Here is a 19252-nt window from a genome sequence, read left to right on the forward strand (position 1 = left end):
CGTTTGTGCATACAATAAATACGGAGCTTAATCCATTAAGGAGTATAGATATGAGCACTGCTGAAGCATCCGTTAATCATAACCTGTTTCCATTGACTGTTTTATGCCATCCTCGATGCTCCACCTGCAAAAAAGCATTGGCTTGGCTGGATAACCACGGTATTGCATATGTCTGGCGTAGCATTATCGAGGAAAATCCTACGGTGGATGAGCTCAACCGGTGGACGCATGCTACGGATCTGCCCATCCGCCGTTTCTTTAATACTTCCGGCAATGTCTATAGAGAAAATAAGGTCAAAAACACTTTGGATGACTGGGAAAAGACGCTCTCCCCTGAGCAATTCCACGACCATGCTGTGCAACTGCTATCCACCGATGGCATGATGTGCAAACGTCCAATCGTGCTGAGTCATTCTGGGGATTTTCTTACGGTAGGATTTAAAGAATCCGTGTGGGAACAGATTTTCCTCAACTAATTCCTCGCTGCATCACGAAAGGTGCTCCTATCATGACAATTCGCGAACGCTACCATCTTATAGATGTCCTGCGCGGCGTAGCAATTGTCAATATGGTTGCTTTTCATGCCTTATGGGATGTGGTTAATTCTGCATATGTCGCCCCCTCACCTGCTCTGCTGGAATTTGCGAACAGCACAGGCGTGTATGTGTGGCAGCAGTCTATTGGTTTTCTTTTTATTTTCCTCGCCGGTTTTTGCTTTAGTTTCGGCTCGCGTCCGCTTGTGCGCGGTCTGCAATTAGTGCTCTGGGGTGAATTAATTTCCCTTATTACTTACGCGGTCATGCCCGCAGAACCTGTGCGCTTCGGCGTGCTGACGCTGATTGGCTTGGGCATGCTCATCCTCAGCTTAATTAACGCGTGGACGCAGAAAATCAGTGCCCTAGGCGCAGGATTGACGGCTGTGGTGAGTTTGGGATTGTACGCCTTCCTCCATGATGCGCAAACCGGGGTTATTTGGTCGCTCCGTCTTTCTCATGCGTGGTATCGCAATGCGTTTACTGCCTTGCTGGGATTTCCACCCGATGGTTTTATCGCTTCGGATTATTACCCACTGATTCCGTTCTTCTTCGTCATGCTGGCCGGATATATGACATATCGTTTGATGTCCGCCCTTTCCGTGCTGAAATTCTTGAGTATGCCATGGCATAATCCGGTCTATCGCGCGTTTGAATTTCTCGGCCGCCATTCTCTCCTTATATATTTAGTGCACCAAATCGTGCTTTTCATCGGCATTAATGCAGCGCTGTACATAATAAGCGCTTCATAAAGTCTTCGTTTGACGCAATTCGCGAGACAATGCAAAAGCCTCGAGCATATTACCCGAGGCTTTTTGTGTGCACGCTAGTCCTGCTAATCTTTTCTCTGCAAGGCTGAATGCTTATATGAATACAGGAAGTATATCAAAATTCCTGCTGAAAGCCAGACTAAGAAACGGATCCACGTCAAAACGGACAAGTACACCATCACGATGAGGCAGGCTATAGCAATAATAACTGGAATATAAGGGCTTCCCGGCACTTTGAAGCTGCGCTCTAAATCTGGGCGGCGTTTGCGCATAATAGGCACACCAATGCACACCAGTACAAAAGCGCTTAAGGTGCCGATATTGACCATATCCGCCAGCACGGCCACATCCAAAGTAGAAGCCACGAGAGCAATGCCAGCACCCACAGCAATTTGCAAACCCGCAGGTACGCCATGCGCATTCGTCCTAGACAAGCCTGAAGGCAGCAAACCATCACGACTCATGGCGAAAATGACGCGCGTGAGGCCAAGCAGCAACACCATCACCACCGTTGTCAAACCGATAACAATGCCGAAGGAAATCAAGGTGGCAGCCCAGTTAGCGCCTACGAGCTCAAACGCCGTAGCCAGCGAAGGATTCTCCTGCTGAGCCAAAACCTTGTAAGACACCATCCCCGAGGTGACGATGGCCACAAGAATATACAGGATAATGACCAAACCGAGACCCAAGGTCACACCACGCGGAATCGTGCGCTTAGGATCCTTGGCCTCCTCAGAGGCCGTGGCCACCACATCAAAGCCTAAGAAGGCAAAGAAAACCAACGCCGTACCGGAGAAAATGCCGGCAATGCCATACATAGTGGCCGGCTGGTGAGTCAGCCATTCAAACAGCGGCTGTTCCATTTGTGCCGAAACGGCGCCTGTCGTAGAAGTAGCGACCTGAGATTCTGGGATAAACGGTACTAAATTCGACGATTTAAAGTAGAAGAATCCCGCCACGATGATAAACAGCACCACGCCAACCTTGATAACCGTCAGCACGGAATCGACGCGGCTGGAAATTTTTGTGCCCACCAGCAGGAGCACGGTAAAGAAGCTCACGACGATAAAAGGCGCAAAATCGATGGAAAAATGCGGCGTTACCTGCCAGGTGGTGGAGATCTGAATGCCCATGAGTCGCAGGAATTCGTTGAGATACACGCCCCAGTATTTGGACACCACGGAACCGGCCATCAGCATTTCGAGAATTAAATCCCAACCGATAATCCACGCAATAAACTCGCCCAAAGTCGTGTAAGTAAAGGTATAGGCAGAACCCGCTGCCGGCACCATAGAGGCAAATTCGGCATAGCACAGCGCCACGCCCGCGCAGACTGCTCCAGCGATGAGGAAGCTGATGATAGCGGCTGGTCCTGCATGGAAGGCAATGGTTTGCGCGCCGATAGAGAAAATACCGGCTCCCACGGCCACAGCCACGGCCATCGTGGCTAAATCCCACACGCCCAGCTCACGTTTGAGCGAATGACCTTGGGCATGTGTCTGCTCCACTGCTGATTCCACTGATTTTGTTCTGAAAATTTCCACCTGCCTAGTTTAACGTGAAACATCGGATTTTTCGCAGATTGAGTGAATTTTCGAGCAGAATAGGGCGGCTCTGGATAGCATGGACCATACATTGGGCACAGCATTGCCGTAGTATGGAGGCATGACGACTTTAACTAAGCCACAGATTAAGCAACTTCGAGGATTGGCGCATCAGCTCAATCCTTTGTTGCTCATAGGTAAGAATAATATTACGGAGACCGTGCTTTCTCAGGCCGATCAGTTGCTCAACGATCATGAGCTTGTCAAAGCTCAGCTTCAGGAGGGCTCTCTGCTGTCCGCAAAAGAGGCCGCCGCGGAGCTTGCTGAGGCTACGGGCGCTGCGGTGGTACAGGTCATCGGGCATCGCTTCGTGCTCTTCCGTCCATCCACGCGAAAGGATTTGAAGAACCCTATTCGCTTAGTGCGCGAGTAGGCAGTTTCTGGCGAAACGCTAACGCTAAGGTGTGCAAGTCTTTGACCTGCGCACCTTTTTTATCGGGGCACTATCGCGCTTTACCGCGATGATTGACGCCGTTGAATCTCATAACCAGAGACAAAGCGTCTCGGCTCACCTTGATATCCTTCAATTCTTTCGATGAGATAATCCACCGCTTTGCGCGCATAATCATCCACATGTGGGTCAATCGTAGTCAAGGTTGGGTTAGAATACTGCGCTTCAGGCACATTATCGAAGCCGATAATTTCCACATCCTGCGGTATGCGAATGTCATGCGCGGCAAGTTCATGGATCACACCAAAGGCCAGAGCATCATTCGCACACATGATGGCATCCGGTAGCGGCGCTAAGCCGCGGTTGACATTATCCAGTATTTTTCCTACGACTTCCACCCCGCTTTTGTGATCGAGCATAGGGCTGGAAAGTAAGTAATGGATATCGATATCCCGTCCAGACAGCCGGAGTGTATCGCAGTACGCCTTCGTGCGCACACTTACCGTGCCATACTGTGCCTGCTGAATGCGCTGAAGATAGTCCTGATCATCCTCATGGGCTTTTCTGTGCACCGCACCTGCGAAGGCTATGCGTTTTTTGCCTTGCTCAATGAGCCCATGCACCGCATCTCGTACCGCTTCGTAGCCGGCCATGGTCACGCTATCGACGAGATTAAAAGCCGTAAAATCCGAGGCGAGCACCACAGGATACGACTGCTGAAAAATAACGGAACCCTTCGTCAATTCTTCACCGGTGAAGAAAATCCAACCGTCTGCGGGTAGCTGATGTGTTTGATCGATGATGGACTCCACGTCCTGATGATGAAAGCCGTAGGTACTAATAATGACGCCATACCCACGCTGGCGCGCGGCTTGGATAATGCTATCCGCGAGATAAGGATTAAAAGGTTGAGAAAAATCTGCAATGCCTAGACCGATGAGTTTCGTGGCCCCGGTACGCATGCTACGCGCCGCTAAATTGACTTGGTAACCCATGCGGGTGATGACTGCGCGCACACGCTGACGGGTTTCCTCGCGCATATTTCCCGTGTTATTAAGCACATTGGAGACGGTTTTGATGGAAACGCCAGCCTCTTGAGCGACCTGCGTAATCGTCACTTTTTTCTTCGCCATCTCACCCACCTTCGCATTGCTGATCTTGCGCATCTTGTATACAGATTACCCGTTTTGCGCCGTGATTTTGCTGTGTTTTGCGCAGCTTTGCCTGTTGCGTCAGTTATATACAACATTCCACATAACAAAAGGCTGCGGATCGTGCCCGCAGCCTTTCACACACTCAATTCAGTTAGAAGATTCAGTAAAGTTTTCACCGCCTTCCTGCTGTTTAATCACAGCTTTATCTACTTGCTTGAATAAATTCCTTGTACCAACGAGCCGTATCCTTCCAGATGCGTTGTTGCGTTGGATAATCCACATAGAAGATGCCGAAACGCTTGGTATAGCCGAATGCCCACTCGTAATTATCGAGCAAGGACCACGCATAATATCCCGTCACGCGAGCGCCCTGATCCATAGCATCGTGCAGTGCGCGCAGATGCTGGCTGAGATAATTCACGCGCTGAGGATCGTGCACGATCTTTTCACCGTTTTCTTCGACGACTTCGTCATCCCATGCCGAACCATTTTCGGTAATGACAAGGTCGAGATCTGGGTAGCGTCTGCTCATCTCCAGTACGAGATCGCGCAAGCCTTCTGGCTCCTGATTCCATCCCATGGCTGTCAATGGGCCCGTTGGCGGCAGGATATCAATGTTTGAACCGCCCACAATTGGGTCCTCACGAGCATTTTCTGGATGCACCTGAGCTGGTGCACTTCGCACGGTTTGTGTGCAGTAGTAGTTGATTCCCAAAGAATTAATTGGCTGATGAATGGTCTCTAAATCGCCTTCGCGGATGAAGGACCAATCCGTAATTTCACGCGTATCCTCGAAAATCTGTGGATCGTAAGCACCTTCCAGCATAGGACCGAGCCAAACCTCATTGCCGATGCGGTCTGCCTGCTTCGCCGCAGCGCGGTCTTCAGCCGAATCTGTGAACGCACGGTTGACCTGCAAATTCAGCGTTACAGAGGTCTTTGCCTCCTCACCCAGCTCTGCGCGTACGGCCTGCACACCCAAACCATGTGCCAGATTCAAATGATGCACCGCCGCCAAGGCCTGCTTATCATCACGAATGCCCGGCGCATGACGTCCTTGAGCGTAGCCGAGATATGCTGAGCACCATGGCTCATTCAGCGTGGTCCACGTGTCTACCCGATCGCCTAGAGCGCCCGCCACAGTAGCGGCATAATCACCGAAGCGCAAGGCGATATCACGGTTGGCCCAGCCACCCAAATCCTGCAAGTACTGTGGCAAATCCCAGTGGTACAAGGTGACGATTGGCTTGATGTCTGCAGCCAAGAGCGCATCCAAGAGCTGCTTATAGTGGTCTAGTGCCTTGGTATTTGCCGGACCGTTGAGCTGCGTAAAAATGCGCGGCCAAGCAATGGACAGACGATACGCATCCAAACCCACCTGCTTCATCAAGGCAATATCTTCTGGGTAGCGCACATACTGCTCACACGCCACGGAGCCGTCTGAGCCATCTACGATATTGCCCGGAGTATGAGCATACGTATCCCAAATTGAGGTTGCGCGACCATCCGTGTCCAGATAACCCTCGACCTGATAGCTTGCCGTCGCGCTACCCCACGTAAATCCTTGTGGGAATAATGCGGCGAGCGCTTGTTCGTCTGCATTGAGGAATTGTGCCGTCATTTAGATTTCCTTCCAATCAACGTGGCTTCCGTCAGAAGCGGTTACAGACAACGAGCCGTCTGCCATGCGCTGCGCCACGAAATCCACATTGTGACCATCTTCGTTTTCTACGTGAGCCTTAGCTCTGCTTCCCTCTTCTGCACCTACAGAAATGAGCAAATGAAGATTCTGGACGTAGTCGTAGTCCGGGCGATCCGCATTCTCATGGGTAGCAATAATGGAGTTTTCACGAATCCACAATGGCACGGAGTTGTACCCATGGTTTTCATGTCTCCAAACTCCATTATCGCTTACTACTGTCTCACCTGTGAAATAATTCGTCCAACGACCGGCAGGCAGATAATAGTCCACATCGCCTTCATAGTTGAAGACCGGTGCCACGAGCAGCGAAGGTCCCAGCATATACTGCGTATCCAAGGTGCGTGCGGTGAGGTCGTGAGGGAATTCCAAGAACATCGAGCGCATGATAGGCACGCCACTGCGGTGAGCTTGCAAGCCAAGATTGTACAAATATGGCATCAAGCTCAGCTTTAAGCGCGTAAATTGACGCAGAACGGCAACTGCCGTTTGGTCTTCCGGTGAGTGAATGTCGCGTTCCTCATCCGCCTGGTCAAACAGCCATGGCACACGATACTGCGTAGAGCCATGCAAACGCGAATGCGAACCCAGCAGACCAAATGCCACCCAACGCTTGTACACTGCACCATCCGGGAAGGCGCCTTCGAAGCCACCAATATCGTGGCTCCAATATCCAAAGCCTGAGCTCGTCAATGACAAACCTGCGCGCAAGCTTTGCGCCATGCCATTAAAAGTAGATTCGCAATCGCCACCCCAATGCACTGGGAATTTCTGACCGCCGGCCGTCGCAGAGCGTGCATACAGCACGGCCTTACCCTTGCCATAAACCTCTTCGATGCTTTCAAATACAGCTTGGTTGTACAACTGTGTGTACCAGTTATGCATATCTAATCCATCAGAGCCGTCAAACCATACGACATCGCGCGGAATGCGTTCACCAAAATCTGTTTTAATAGCATCTACACCCTGGCGTAGCAATGCCTTGACACGATTCTTGTACCATTCGGTCGCCTCAGGATTGGTGAAATCGACTATACCCATGCCCGCTTGCCACAAATCCGTTTGCCATACATCACCATTGGCTTTTTTCACCAGGTAGCCCTTGTCGCGCGCTTCCTTAAACAGCGCGCCGCGCTGAGCGATATACGGGTTAATCCACGCACAAATATGAAGGTTCTTATCCTCATGCAAACGCTTAAGCGTGCCCTCGATATCCGAGAAATAACGCTCATCCCACGTAAAATCAGTCCAGTGGAATTCACGCATCCAGTAGCAGTCATAATGGAATGCGCTCAATGGGATCTGGCGCTGAGCCATTCCGTCGATGAAGGAATTCACCGTCTCTTCGTCATACTTCGTCGTGAAGGACGTGGTCAGCCACAAACCATAGCTCCATGCGGGGAGCTGCGCTGGACGGCCCGTTAATGCGGTATACCTGCCCAAAATCTTCTTCGGATCTGGGCCGTAAATGACGTAAAAATCAAGCACTTCACCCGGCACAGAGAACTGAATAACGTCTGTGCTCTCGCTACCTACTTCGAAGGATACGTGGCTGCGATTATTGACTAACAGACCATAACCGGCCGTGGTCATATAGAACGGTACGTTCTTGTATGCCTGCTCAGAAGCAGTGCCACCATCCTGATTCCAGATATCGATGGTTTGACCATTTTTAATATACGTACCAAATTGCTCACCGAATCCGAAAACCTTTTCGCCGACGCCTAGGCCCATCTGGAAGGAGGTGAAGGTATCGGACTCATCTCCAGCAAGACCCGTGTTTGTCACGCCAAATTCGCCCACGGGACTCGCGCTCACCAGAGCAGATTGGGTCAGAGTATAGTGCGCAAGGCCTTTATTGCCTGAGGATGCTACCGTTGCCCCATCGGCACCTACAAATTTCAGGTTCCATGGTGCGCGCTTTTCTAGTTCTGCGCTGAAATCACCGGAGGTTAAACGGATTGTTGCACCTTTTTCGCCAGTCTCACCGTCGCCTTCACCCTGAGCCTCTACAGAAACAAAGTCTCTGTGGCTTGGAGTGAAAGGATCCTGACCTTCCTGCACATCTTGGCCACCCATAATGTCAAATCCAGGCGTGACATGCGAACCATCGAAATGACGCGCTATCACGCGGATTACACCTTCCATAGGTGAGGTGATATCCACATCGAAGGTACCGAGATTCAACGTATTTCCACGATGGTGAATTTCTGTGCCCGTAGCGAGGATGTTTAGAGACTCTGTATCCTCGTGAGCTGCCAATTCATACACTTCACGTGCAAATAATGGATTGACCCCAGGCCGAATTCCCCAGTATCCATCCGAAAACTTCATTTCAACTCCAATCACGTCTTCATATAGCGCAGTTCAACTGCAGTAATCCAAGGCTGGTTTCTGTGATGTGTTTAAATCCCACCTTTGGAATCTACAAGTGATTGTATGTAAGAAATTTCTTGCGGGAAGAATATTTCGACTTTTTCGATTTACAAGTATTCCTTTCTTTCATGCGCACTATCCGAAAAACTTTTATTTCGCTTATCTGAATCAATAGAACTGAAATTTCAGTAGAATTTCTCTTCACAGATTGAAAATCATATACGTTCACACTCTTTTCTTTGCGATCGTTGTCATAAATTATCTTCAAGAATCTTCATCTATTGCCCGCATGGAGATGTCCCGAATGAAAGTACTCCATTTATGAGGAGATCGGCACACAACACAAAGCAACAGCCTGGCACTGCGCTGTCCGACAACGCTTGTCCGACAACACCTTTCTTATATTCATTTGCTTTTCACTTCTATGAAATACTGCACACATAATCCCTTTCGGCGTGTCATACATACTTACATGGGGAAAGTTTTCGCATGTCACCGCATCCTGCACAAAGAGGAAATAAGGCAACTTACCACCATCAATGGTTTGACTAATTCTGTTTCAAATCCACGTTTATGACACCTACGCATTATCAGCAATCTACAAAAGATACATATTTTATTGAGAAATATTCACTAAAGTTTGAAGGATATTAAAGAAGATTATAGAGCAAATGTGATAATGTTCACATTTGTGCGCGCAAGTTTCTACGAAACCTTGCTTGCACACAGTTATTTTTGCAGAAGAGAGGTTATTCATTCCACAATAGAGGGAAATTAAGCCAAGGAATTGCAATCGTTTGCATTGCTTAACCGGTTATGATTCACTACTTTTTCTATGTCTACCCCTCCCCAACCCTATATATTTACCCGCTGCGCGCAGATTGCACAGCACCAGTGTGAGCATGCATACTCAAGGATTGAGCCATGCGATGCCACTCCCATCGTTGTCCACGATGGGCATCATTTAAGGATTATTAAGTAACACAATGTATTATCACGGTAAAATGGCGTCGTTATTTAAAGCTTTAACGATGTCTACGATTTTCGCCATGGCTATATTCCTTGGCACACCTGTTGCAGCCAATGCTGACTCCACATCATCTGATGACCTGCTTCTATCCGACTACAACAATTGGAATATCGTCACTTTTGGCGATGCCAAACTCCATGCAGAATCCGAGGGCGCAGTCGCCGTCGGCGGCACCCTGAGCTTTACGGGCACAAATACCGCCTTGCACACCAGCGCTGAGGACAACATCAGCGTACTCGCACAGAATATCGACCTGTCTGAGTCGACCGGCACCTTGCAGGCCATGAATGGTACTGTACGCATCGGCAATACTGAAAAGCTTGATGTACTCAACAAGGATAATAACGGCGCATCCGTGAATGTGCGCGTGGTGAAGCAAGGCGCGGGATACGATTCCAATCCAAATATTAACGCCTCTCAAGAGCGCAATGCTTCCAATGTGGCAGCACCAAAGCTCTTCTCGGAAACCTTCAATCAGAAAAAAGCAGTGTCGTTGGCTCAGACCACGGCCGCAGCTGTAGATAAGGATACCGAGGGCGTAGACGCCCAGGTTTCCATAGATTACGGAACTGCAGTCGTCAAGTTGACCTCTGGTAAGCGCAATTATTGGGAAGTGTCCAGCGAAACTTTGGTTGGTCTCCATGAAATAAAGTTCGAAGGCACCACACCAAACGCCGATACAAACACTTTCCTTATCGTCTCCGTTTCGGGCGAGAACGTCACCTTCAAGACCACGCTCTGTGGCGCTCGTGATCCTAAGGCTATTTTGTGGGTAGCACCGGATGCTACAACGGTTGAGCAAAGGGGCGATAGCCTCGATGGTTCGCTCTTAGCCCCACGGGCAAATCTTGAAAAGACCAGTGCCAATATCCAGGGCACTATCATCGTTCAAAGCGGTACTTTTGCCGGCTCTGAACAGCATTATTATCCTTACAGAGGTGCTGAGCCAAACATCCCTGAGGAACCAACTAAGCCTGAAACGCCTGCAGAACCTGAGGAGCCTACTGATCCAGAAGAGCCAACGTACCCGGCAAAGCCAACCTTGCCGAATTTCCCTGAGGATCCAACAGAGCCTGAAGAGCCAGAAACACCTACCGAACCTGAGGAACCTGAAACACCTGTAATCCCGAAGGAGCCAACGGAGCCAATCACACCAGAGGAACCACATACTCCGGAAACTCCGACCGACCCGGAAAAACCGGTTACACCCGAAGAGCCAAAAACTCCAGAAACCCCGACCCCTCCGACTGAACCAAAGGAACCAACTGACCCTGAAGAACCACAGGAGCCAAAGGAACCAACAGATCCGAAGGATCCAAAGGAACCAACCACTCCGCAAACCCCAACAGACCCTAAAGAGCCTACCGATCCTCAGGACCCTACCCAGCCAGAGGAGCCAACGGAACCACGTACGCCAACAGTACCTACAAATCCTGTCGTTCCTACAAGTTCCGAAAAGTCACCACAGGACCATTCTGCTGCCCCTGTTTCATTAGCACAAACCGGTGCGGATGTGAGCAGCATTGCCGCCTTGGTTATGCTTGTCGCTCTGGGTGGCATCGGATTACTGAGCATCCGCAAACGCCACAGCCGCTAAACAGAAGATTCAAGGCACTTCAGCCTTTATCTTTCCGCGCGCTTACAGCTTGTAGCCGCGCCTGACATGGCCTCTTCCCCTGTATGCCAAGGAAGAGGCCATGTATTTTTGTGCGTTACTGCGCTTTAAACGTGCCCCGATCTAAATAATTCGGGGAAATCAGTTCCACTTTCCCACTCGTAGATAAATCCCCAGAAATACGCGAGATAAGCACATCGATTGCCCGCTGGCATGCAAGTTTCGGTTCCAATGGAATTTCATCCACATGGCATTGGGCAGTATTTAATCGGCCGTATCCGCCCACAATCACCAAGCCTAGATGTCCGTCCTCTGTTTCCTTTTTTACTGCATTGATAATCAGTGGGGCGGTTTCCGTATCGGTTTGAGCAATAATTCCATTAATCTCCGGGTGTGCTGCAAGCATTTCACGGATAAGACCCGGCAGATCTGCAACATGCGCTGGCTTATAGAGAATATGGACTGCTACCGAATATTGCAGAGCGTGGCGTTGCAAGGCCTTCTTGAATCGGACAAGGTAATTAGCGCCTTCCTTATAGGCCTGCTCATGAGCTGCAATAAAAAGAATATGCGTGCGACCCATCTCAGCAGCATGCTGAATAGCCACCTTAGCCGCAGAAATAAAATCTAAATCGATGCAAAAGAGTCGCTTATACGAGCTAGATGGACCGTTAGGCAAGCCAATGGAGACCACAGGCATACTCAAATTTTCCGCACTTTGAGCGCGCGGATCATTTTCCTTCACATCCAGCAACACCACACCATCGGCGAGATTCTCCCGCGCGATACGATCGAGTTCATCATCCTCCCCTGCGCAGAGCAACAAATCATATCCGCGTTTTCGCAGAGCGCCAAGTGTTTCAAAGAAGAAGGCCGAGTACCCATTCAAGGATGAGTACGAATGAATGGGTGCACTTACAGCAACTACGCGAGCCTTGGTGCGTTTTTCAAATGTGGACGATGGGATGGGGTAATTGAGTTCACGTGCAGCATCCAAAATGCGTCGCTTCGTTTCTGCTGCGACTTTTCGACGACCGGAGAATGCATATGAAACTGTGGATACGGATACGCCCACTTTTTCGGCTATATCTGCCATGCCTACACGCATTTATGCCCCCTTGCATGCCCCGTTAGACTGTGTATGAGAGTGTGTACTTCAATCTCTTCCTCAAAATTTTATACAGAAATTTTGTAAGGAAGAAAATTTATCGAAATTTTTTCGATTCTCCATTTATCGCATTAGCATGGTGCTGTATATGACTCGGTGTACATGTCATCACCGATATTTGAAAAACCGCATAACAAGGAAGTTGTCGTGAAAATTAACGCACATACTATTCGTGGCATTGACGGCTCACCAGCCACGCTTTACTCCTATATTATGGACAATTCTCCAGAAGTCGACGAGGAGCGCCAGCGTCCGGCAGTGCTCATTATCCCTGGTGGAGGCTATGAAATGACCTCTGACCGAGAAGCCGAACCTATCGCTATGCAACTACTGGCCGCGGGCTTCCAAGCATTCGTCCTGCGCTATAGCGTCAAACCGAGCGTATATCCCACGGCTTTGATAGAAGCAGCCGAGGCGATGCATGTTATACGCTCTCGCGCAGAGGAATTTCACGTGGATTCTGAGAAAATTGCCGTCTTAGGCTTCTCCGCAGGCGGACACCTGGCAGCCAATCTGGCCACACGTGTAGGCGATGAGGATATAGCTGCGCATGGTTACGACGCGGATGCAGTTCGCCCAAATGCACTTATGCTGGCGTACCCGGTTATTTCTTCTGGGCAGTATGCTCACCGAGGTAGTTTTGATGCGCTTTTGGGTGCGGATCGAGACAACGCGCATATGCTGGAAAAATTGAGCATAGAAAAACATGTGGATAGTTCAACGCCTCCCTGCTTCCTGTGGCATACCATGACGGATGATACCGTACCTGTGGAAAACGCGCTTGAATTCATCCAGGCCTGTCATAGCGCACAGGTCAGCATTGAGGCTCATTTGTATCCAAGCGGCGGCCATGGCTTATCTCTGGGGACGATCGAAACTGCGTGGGGAGGCCATCTCGAATCCACCAATAAGGCCATTCGCAGCTGGATGCCTTTGGCTCTCCTTTGGCTCAAAAATTTGTGGGATGTGGATTTTTCGCAAGCCTTGTAGTTCGAAGACGCGTTCATAGAAAGGCCGCCCTGCTCAGATGCGCACGGGCGGCCTTCGTCTCGGTAAATTCTCGCACTAGGAGCGCGATATGCGCACTTCGAATGCGTCAAAGCCTGCAATCGGCTTATCCGTGGTGTTGAGAGCAAAGCGAATTTCAGATCCATCGCGTGCCACGCGTGTGCGTATTTCGATGCCCTCTGCACTGTCAACACCTTGAATGCCGGCGCTGCTCAATGCGTGAGACAGAACCTCACTCATGCCGGAAGGATCGAGGGCTGTACCAATGTAATACGCCTTGCCCGAGCCGAAATCATTCACCGTAACGGCAGGACTGCCCGCATAAAAAACATCTCCGGCGTAGTCTGCAAGAGATTGAGCACCCTCAAGCTGGAGAATATTGGCAACGATTTCTCCCTGCGATGCCAGATTGCCGTGGAACTGCACAGCAATGCCCGACTGCTCCGCCAAACCATCCATTTCTTCCGCCCATACGCCGCATAAAGCGCGTAGAGGTCCTGGATATCCTCCCGGGATGACGATGTCGTTTTCGTCGTGAATACCGCTCATATAACCGGTAACGAATACGCCGCCACTGCGCACGTAGTCCTCGAGATGTTCAGCTACCCCCGGCTTCATCATAATCAAGGTTGGCGCGATAATTAGCGCATACGACTGCAGTTTTGAAAGAGGAGCTGTGCTCGGAATCATATCGACATTAATATTGTGCGCATACAGTGCCTGATAAAAACGATGAACTTCCTGCGGATACGAAAATCCGGTCGTAGGCCCTACACAACCTTCCAAAGACCAGTAGCTTTCCCAATCGAAGATGATGGCCACTTTGCTGTCAACGCGGGAAGAGGTAAAAGTATCTGCATATGCGGCTAAATGCTCTCCCAGTGCCTGTACTTCTTTAAATGTGCGCGACTGTGTAGAACCATCATGCCCGATGACCGCACCATGGAAACGTTCGCATCCGCCTAAGGACTGACGCATTTGGAAGAATTGCACAGTATCCGCACCATGAGCGACTGCCTGCCAGCTCAGCATGGCCACCTCGCCCGGGCGTTTGACTTGGCAATAAGGGAACCAATTTTGCTGATTTGGCGTCTGCTCCATCAGCATAAACGGCTTGCCACCACCCACCGAACGCATGAGATCATGGCACATTGCGGAGTAACTTGCTGGCGTGTCCATGCCCGGATAGTTATCCCAGCTGATGACATCCATCTGCTGTCCCCACTCAAAATAATCCAGGTCCTTGAAGGTTCCCATCAAATTCGTCGTAATGGGCGTATGCGCATCGTATACACGCACGGCCTCGCGCTCCGCGACGTAGCATTCGAGCTGCATCTGGCTTTGGAAACGACGATAATCCATAAGCAGACCTGAAATGACAGCTTTGTGTACACTGATACCGTCGCCATATGTCACCGGCGGCACGACATCATCCCAGTCCACGATGGTATGACTCCAGAAGTTTGCACACCACGCGTGGTTGAGATTTTTGAGATTCTGATATTTCTCACGCAGCCACTGTCTAAAGGCAACGGCGCAATTTTCGCAGTAGCAGTAGCCGCCGCCACCACCGTATTCATTGCCGATATGCCAGGCTACCAGACCTGGAGTTCCCGTATAACGCTGCGCTATATGCGCCGCAAGTTTTTGCGATAAATTGCGAAATACTGCGGACGTAGGACAGAAATTATGACGTCCACCAAACACGTGACGCACACCCTGCTCATCGGTGCGTATCACCTCCGGATGCGTGCGTACAAGCCATGCCGGTAGAGCCGCTGTAGCCGTAGCAAACACGATATGGAAACCGCGCTGTACACATAAGGCAACGATTTTATCCAGCATCGTGAAATCATAGGTATCTTCGTTGGGCTGAATGAGGGTCCAGGAAAAGACATTAATCGTCACTTCGTTCATATGCGCCTGACGAAGTTTCGATAAGTCGTCATCCCATTCGCTTTCCGGCCATTGCTCAGGATTCCAATCGCCTCCAAAGAGGAACGGGATATCTGGAACCGTTGGAGTGCCCGATTGGGCTACATCATTACTGTGTGGGCGAAGTTGTGGATTCATAGGTTAATTGCCTTTCTGACAGGAAATATGCGTGAATTGGGCGCTGCCCTCTCCTTGAGCACGTAGCCCTATAACGGTGCCGGTAAATCCTCCTGCATTGTTAAAACTCAGGAATTTTCCCGGGATACATGGCGCTAAAATGCGTTTATGCGTATGTGTTTCTGAACTGCTCTCACTATCCGCCAACTCCTGTTCCGCTTCCCACGCTCCGGCAGTGCGCATGTAGAAGCTATACCCCTTATCTGACGCATCTACACCCATGCCCACGACCTCCTCTGCGCAGTCCACCGGAATGGCTGTGCTGGAAAGTAAGCCTGCATTGTGCACCTCCAGGTAGGCCGTGCCATATGTGATTTTCAATTCGGCATAATGCTGGTCGTTCGCGTACACGAGTAACGAGATGCTGTTGGACTGATGAGAGAAAAATTCCGGCGTTAAAGAAAAGCTACGCACATTAAAACGTGTGTCAAAATTACAGCACAGGGAAGGCTGACGAAGGGCAATAAATTGAGGCCCTTCCGCCATACTCATGCTGTCGGAGATTTTCTGAGCTTCAATAGTCACCGTGTGGCCTTCCTCAGACACGTGGAAAGCCGAATCGGCCGCATGTTCATGCCCTGGCGTCATCCACGCATGGCGAAGATCGAGGCTGTGAGCATCGCCGATAGACCAGCGCTCATCTGCGAAACTCTGGAAAGATTGATTGGATAAGTCCGGCCATCCGTCATCACGCCAACCAAACCAGACACCGAAACTTTCACGCCCCAGCCAGCCTTGGGCTGGATAATCATCGGTCATTCTCACACCATGAAAGACCATAAAACTACGCTCGGCATCAAAATACGCACAATCGCAATGCCCAATGCCTTGCACGTCCAGATGCGTGGAGCGGTTTGTTATCAAAGGATTACCCTCGTACAGTTCATACGGGCCTTCGATAGATCGCGAGCGCGCAATATTTTCCATATGCCCCTGCTCAGTGCCCCCTTCGGCCCACAGGAGGTAGTAATAATCACCGCGCTTGTAGAGATGTGGACCTTCAGGATTCGTGTATCCCGTTCCTGTGCACAAGAGCGTGCGTGGGCTGAGTAGGCGACCCGTTTGGACGTCTATGCGAGCCGCGTATATGCCCGCTTCTTCCTCGATGCCATTGGACCCGCCACTTTCATTTCCGCAGATATAGACTGTCCCATCTGTATCAAAGAAGAGACTCGGATCAATGCCTGGCCATTCAGGAATTATCACAGGATCTGACCACGTATGCGCGCCATCTGTGGAGGTGAAAATCATATTACCCACGTTGACATTGGTCACGATGAGATAGTACACACCCTCGTAGTAGCGCAGTGTAGGCGCATAAAATCCGCCGTTATTGGGCATCTGTCCGCTCGCACCATAGTCGAATTGGCTGGTACGTGTGACGGCATATCCCACTGGCTGCCACCTGTGTCCACTGCCATCCGCATTTAATGCCAAGGGCAGTGCCGGGAAGTATTCGAAGGAGCTATTGACAAGTAGTAGAGCTCCCTGAGGCGTTTCACAAATGCTTGGGTCTGGGTAGAAGCCGGATAGGAGTCGATGGACTGGTTTCACATTGCGCAGTGTCATACAGTCCTCGCTTTACTCGTGGTCCAAGCTCACGAATGTGCGGTAGTTGATATCGCGCACAGATTCACCGATATACAGGCGTATATCTCCCGCCTGTTTCCAGCCATCGGACCAGTAGACAAAGTCGGATGCGGGCAAACTCATCTCTACATGTGCGCTGTCTCCACTTTCGATAAATACCTTGTCGAAAGCCTTCAGCTCTTTCACCGGACGCTCATCCCCGGTATTTTCATACCCCACATACAGCTGCGGCACAGCATATCCTGCCCTGTCTCCTGTATTTTCAATGCTGAACGCCACACGTATGGCCTGCTGCCCTGCTTGAATTTCTCGTTCCACCATGAAATCTTTATACGCAAACGTGGTGTAAGACAATCCATAACCAAAACAGAAACGCACAGGGATATTGTGTGTTTCAAAGTAGCGGTATCCGACAAAAATATCCTCATCATAGCGGACGTGGCCTTTAAGCCCAAAGGTGCCCACTGCGTGCGCCGGGCTATCTTCAAGTTGAACGGGGAAGCTTTCTGGCAAATGACCACTCGGGTTTACGCTACCCAGCAATACATGCGCTAAGGCAGTACCACTTTCGCTGCCTGCATACCAGTTCCACACCAGCGTGCTGGCCTTATCAGCCCACGGCATTTCCACCGGTGAGCCACCCACGAGCACTATAACTGCATGCGGCTGCACATCGAGGAGCTCAGAGATAAGCTGATCTTGACCATACGGCAGTTTCATATCCGTACGATCAAGTCCTTCTACATCGAAGTCGTGGTTTAAGCCGCCCACGTAGATGACGGCATCGTAGTGGCCTGACTGTGCAGCCTCCACCGCCTCGCAACGCAAGGCAACATTCTTCTCACTGTCCTGCGAGGAGTGCGTACGTACACCGTCTTTCAGGCTTTCTTCCTGCCAATTATCGTTCTGATTTTCGGACTTATCCGTTTCATATCCTGGAAGATAGTCAATCTGCGTATTTCCACCCAAAGCGCTGCTGAGACCTAACAGTGGAGAAATTTCATAGAGGGTTTTAATCTCTGCGCTCCCACCCCCGCTCGAATGGATAAAGTCTGCATTGTGCCCAATAACGAGCACTTTATGGAGCTCTTGCGCCTGCAAAGGCAGCACGGATGCGTCATTTTTCAGTACGATAATGGATTCTTCCGCTGTTTTTAATGCCGCCGCACGATGCTCAGCCGTCGCATAGGAACCAGTTTGACGATGGCTGCGATCCGCGCCCAACATATGCAGCTCATTCATCACATGGAGGATATGCTTGCACTTGGCATCCAGATGTTTCTCGTCCACGTCACCCGCAAGCACTGCCTGCTTAAGGGGCTGAGCAAATTTATAGTCATCGAAATTATCCGTCACACTCATTTCGATATCGAGCGAACTTTCCGCACTCTCTTTTGTGCGAAAAACGCCACCCCAGTCGGATACAGCAATGCCCTCAAAGCCCCATTCTCCACGCAAAATCTTGCCCAAAAATGTGTGACTTTCACAGCAGCGCTCACCATTGACGAGATTGTACGCACCCATGATGCCCAAAGAATGCGCCTGCTGAATAGACGCTTGGAAAGCAGGCAAATAAATCTCGCGCAGTGCGCGCTCACTGATGCTTTCATCCACCTGAAGTCGATCCGTTTCCTGGCTATTGGCCACAAAATGCTTGACACAGGCCGCCACATCCGATTCTTGAATGCCTTCGATGAATGGCACCGCCTGACGCGCAGTTAACAGCGGGTCCTCGCTCATATATTCAAAATTTCGCCCGCACAAAGGACTGCGCTTGATATTCACACTCGGAGCGAGAATCATGTCTTTCCCACGCCCACGGGTTTCCTGCCCCAGCACCTCGCCCATGTCACGTGCACGCTGTGGATTCCACGTCGAGGCAATGGCACTTCCGCTCGGTAAATACGTGACGAAATCACGCGTATTCCAGATAGCATTCCAGTGTGCATTGTCAAATTCTCGACGCACACCCATAGGACCGTCGCTCATCACAAAAGCCGGTATGCCCAGTCTTTCCACGCCTTCTGTGCGGAAGAGCCCGGCGCCATGAATCATGGCAATTTTGTCATCCAGAGTTAACTGAGATACGAGATTATCAAGCTGTTCATTCGAAAGCTTGTGTGTGTGACTCTTGCCTGCGTTGGTGGGAACTGAATGGTGTTCTGTCTGTGTCATGTTTCTTTTGCTCTTTCTCAACCACGA

At 50.4% G+C, this 19252-nt stretch carries 13 protein-coding genes; 5 read left to right on the top strand and 8 right to left on the bottom strand.

Going from position 1 to position 19252, the window contains the following annotated elements; translation table 11 throughout:
- Window positions 1-50 precede the first annotated feature (50 nt).
- Both D570_RS0104820 and D570_RS0104825 read left to right on the top strand, forming a co-directional pair.
- On the top strand, window positions 51-476 hold the full coding sequence (locus D570_RS0104820) for an arsenate reductase family protein (protein ID WP_018143268.1): 426 nt from the start codon (window positions 51-53) through the stop codon (window positions 474-476).
- Window positions 477-508: 32 nt separating this feature from the next.
- Window positions 509-1285 carry a DUF1624 domain-containing protein gene (locus D570_RS0104825; RefSeq protein ID WP_018143269.1) on the top strand — a complete coding sequence of 259 codons (777 nt, stop codon included), beginning with the start codon at window positions 509-511 and terminating at the stop codon, window positions 1283-1285.
- An 83-nt stretch (window positions 1286-1368) separates the two neighbouring features.
- Here D570_RS0104825 and D570_RS0104830 read toward each other — a convergent pair whose 3' ends face one another.
- Entirely contained in the window at window positions 1369-2847 is a 1479-nt protein-coding gene (locus D570_RS0104830; RefSeq protein WP_026181893.1) for an amino acid permease, read from the bottom strand.
- A gap of 121 nt (window positions 2848-2968) precedes the next feature.
- Here D570_RS0104830 and D570_RS0104835 point away from each other — a divergent pair, with 121 nt between their 5' ends.
- On the top strand, window positions 2969-3280 hold the full coding sequence (locus D570_RS0104835; protein ID WP_018143271.1) for a YhbY family RNA-binding protein: 312 nt from the start codon (window positions 2969-2971) through the stop codon (window positions 3278-3280).
- Window positions 3281-3360: 80 nt separating this feature from the next.
- Here D570_RS0104835 and D570_RS0104840 read toward each other — a convergent pair whose 3' ends face one another.
- The 3 genes from D570_RS0104840 to yicI all read right to left on the bottom strand — a co-directional run bounded on the left by D570_RS0104840 (window position 3361) and on the right by yicI (window position 8485).
- Complete coding sequence (locus D570_RS0104840; RefSeq protein ID WP_018143272.1) at window positions 3361-4431, bottom strand: LacI family DNA-binding transcriptional regulator; 1071 nt, start codon at window positions 4429-4431, stop codon at window positions 3361-3363.
- A gap of 223 nt (window positions 4432-4654) precedes the next feature.
- On the bottom strand, window positions 4655-6073 hold the full coding sequence (locus D570_RS0104845; RefSeq protein WP_018143273.1) for a GH1 family beta-glucosidase: 1419 nt from the start codon (window positions 6071-6073) through the stop codon (window positions 4655-4657).
- On the bottom strand, window positions 6074-8485 hold the full coding sequence (yicI, locus tag D570_RS0104850) for an alpha-xylosidase (RefSeq protein WP_018143274.1): 2412 nt from the start codon (window positions 8483-8485) through the stop codon (window positions 6074-6076).
- Window positions 8486-9576: 1091 nt separating this feature from the next.
- On the opposite strand from yicI, the gene D570_RS09080 reads away from it, so the two are divergent.
- Window positions 9577-11154: a collagen-binding domain-containing protein gene (locus D570_RS09080; RefSeq protein WP_169331226.1), complete on the top strand. Its 1578-nt coding sequence runs from the start codon at window positions 9577-9579 to the stop codon at window positions 11152-11154.
- 115 nt (window positions 11155-11269) lie between these two features.
- On the opposite strand, the gene D570_RS0104860 is transcribed toward D570_RS09080, so the two are convergent.
- Window positions 11270-12280, bottom strand: a complete 1011-nt coding sequence (locus D570_RS0104860) for a LacI family DNA-binding transcriptional regulator (protein WP_018143276.1) — start codon at window positions 12278-12280, stop codon at window positions 11270-11272.
- A gap of 207 nt (window positions 12281-12487) precedes the next feature.
- On the opposite strand from D570_RS0104860, the gene D570_RS0104865 reads away from it, so the two are divergent.
- Window positions 12488-13330 (top strand): alpha/beta hydrolase, encoded by an 843-nt coding sequence (locus tag D570_RS0104865; RefSeq protein WP_018143277.1) that lies wholly within the window; start codon window positions 12488-12490, stop codon window positions 13328-13330.
- A 75-nt stretch (window positions 13331-13405) separates the two neighbouring features.
- On the opposite strand, the gene D570_RS0104870 is transcribed toward D570_RS0104865, so the two are convergent.
- The 3 genes from D570_RS0104870 to D570_RS0104880 are packed head-to-tail and all read right to left on the bottom strand — an operon-like array spanning window position 13406 to window position 19225.
- On the bottom strand, window positions 13406-15421 hold the full coding sequence (locus D570_RS0104870) for a beta-galactosidase (RefSeq protein WP_018143278.1): 2016 nt from the start codon (window positions 15419-15421) through the stop codon (window positions 13406-13408).
- Between the two features lie 3 nt (window positions 15422-15424).
- Entirely contained in the window at window positions 15425-17029 is a 1605-nt protein-coding gene (locus tag D570_RS08535) for a glycoside hydrolase family 43 protein (RefSeq protein ID WP_018143279.1), read from the bottom strand.
- Window positions 17030-17041: 12 nt separating this feature from the next.
- Window positions 17042-19225, bottom strand: a complete 2184-nt coding sequence (locus tag D570_RS0104880; protein ID WP_018143280.1) for a glycoside hydrolase family 3 C-terminal domain-containing protein — start codon at window positions 19223-19225, stop codon at window positions 17042-17044.
- Window positions 19226-19252 lie beyond the last annotated feature (27 nt).

Origin of the sequence: Alloscardovia criceti DSM 17774 (assembly GCF_000376885.1) — a bacterium.
GTDB classification, from domain to species: Bacteria; Actinomycetota; Actinomycetes; order Actinomycetales; family Bifidobacteriaceae; genus Alloscardovia; species Alloscardovia criceti.